Genomic DNA, 1250 nt, shown 5'->3' on the forward strand with positions numbered 1-1250 from the left:
CAGCCCGGCCCCGCGCTGCGGCAGCCCGTGGAGCTCGTGGACGATGCGCGTCGCAGGATTCCGACCACGCTCGTGTGCTGCTCGATCTCGGGCACACAGGTGCGGGAACTGGCGCAGGCGGGTCATCCCATGTTCGCCGAAGTCGCGGAGCTCGACCACCTCGACGTCGTCGACCTGCCGACGGGGCACTGGCCGATGTGGAGTCGTCCCGGCGACCTCGCGGAGCTGATCCGTGCGGTCGCGTCCTCCAGCGACTGAACCCTGCGCCGTGCGGGCCTCAAGCCCGCACGGATGTCGGGAGAATGCACGGAAGTCGGGAGGATCCGGCAGATCCGTACGGGATCCGCGGGAACCTCCCGACATCCGTGCGGCGATCACCGCACCTCAGGGGCGCGCGAGGGGTTACTCCCTGTCGGCCGCCACCTCGAAGATGTCCGTCGTCTCCTCGGCGGAGGCGGCACGGCGTTCCTCACGGCGGGCCCGTCGCTCGGCACGCTTGGCGATCCGGCGATCCCGGCTGCGCTCCACGAGCGTGTACAGGACCGGCACCAGCACCAGGGTGAGCAGCGTCGATGAGACCAGTCCGCCGATCACCACGATCGCCAACGGCTTCGAGATGAACACGCCACCACCGGTCAGGCCGAGCGACATCGGGACCAGCGCGAACACGGTCGCGGCCGCCGTCATCAGGATCGGACGCAGACGCAGACGCGTTCCGTGCTCCACGGCCTCGTCCAGGCTCGCCCCGGCCACCCGGAGGCGGTTCACGAGGTCCATCAGCACGATGGCGTTCGTCACGACGATGCCGATGAGCATCAGCAGTCCGATCAGGGCCGGAAGCCCCATCGGCGTACCGGTGAGGAGGAGCCCGAGGATCGCACCGGTCGCCGCGAACGGGATCGAGATGAGCAGCACGAGTGGGCCGCGGAAGTTGCGGAACGTCGCCACCATCACCAGCAGCACGAGAACGATGGCCCCCAGCATCGCGAGGCCGAGCTGACTGAACGCCTCGTCCTGCTGGGCGGACGCGCCGCCCTGCTCGAACGTGACCCCCGCCGGCAGGTCGGTCTCGGCGATCGCTTCGTCGATCGCCCGGCTGGCCGCCGACAGACCGCCCTTCTCCGGCGTGACCGTCAGGGTGACCTGCCGCTCGCCTTCCGCGCGGGTGATGGTCGGAGCGGTGAGCTCTTCCTCGACCGTCGCGATCGCGGCGAGAGGGATCGCGGTGCCCGTGACCTCGGTGGCCGCCT

1 protein-coding gene and 1 pseudogene are annotated in these 1250 nt (G+C 70.1%); one reads left to right on the forward strand and one right to left on the reverse strand.

Translation table 11 applies throughout. The features are described from left to right. Nucleotides 1-258: pseudogene (locus KZA10_RS15575) on the forward strand (alpha/beta hydrolase); the annotation flags it as partial. Nucleotides 259-402: 144 nt separating this feature from the next. Here KZA10_RS15575 and KZA10_RS15580 read toward each other — a convergent pair. Then, nucleotides 403-1250 (reverse strand): efflux RND transporter permease subunit (locus KZA10_RS15580; RefSeq protein WP_218683340.1); only part of this gene is annotated, 848 nt, incomplete at its 5' end.

It is taken from the genome of Microbacterium sp. BF1, assembly GCF_019279095.1.
In the GTDB taxonomy this organism is placed as follows: Bacteria; Actinomycetota; Actinomycetes; order Actinomycetales; family Microbacteriaceae; genus Microbacterium; species Microbacterium maritypicum.